Raw genomic sequence first — 258 nt, 5'->3', positions numbered from 1 at the left:
GACAGGCCGAGGTTGAGCCCGATCGCCATCGCCGCGCCGAGGCCGAAGGCGAGCGACTGCGACACCATCTGGAACGAGCCGTAGAGCCCACGGCGACCAGGCGGCGCGAACTCGATCAGCATCGCGCTGGCGCTGCCGAATTCGCCGCCGGCGGAAAAGCCCTGGATCAGGCGCGCCAGCAGCAGCAGCAATGGCGCCGCGATGCCGATCGCGCCGAAGGTCGGCAGGAAGCCGAGCATGCCGGTGCCAACAGCCATC

Annotated in this window: 1 protein-coding gene; it reads right to left on the bottom strand. The window is 69.8% G+C overall.

The annotated features are described in order from the left end of the window. The coding region (locus tag RVY79_RS20315) for an MFS transporter (RefSeq protein ID WP_317466394.1) at positions 1-239 on the bottom strand (239 nt) is incomplete at its 3' end. Positions 240-258: the final 19 nt, after the last annotated feature.

This window comes from Chromohalobacter sp. HP20-39, from assembly GCF_033052815.1.
Lineage (GTDB): Bacteria > Pseudomonadota > Gammaproteobacteria > Pseudomonadales > Halomonadaceae > Chromohalobacter.
The sequence above is the reverse complement of the archived record's forward strand: the minus strand, read 5'-3'. Positions and strand labels throughout refer to the sequence as shown.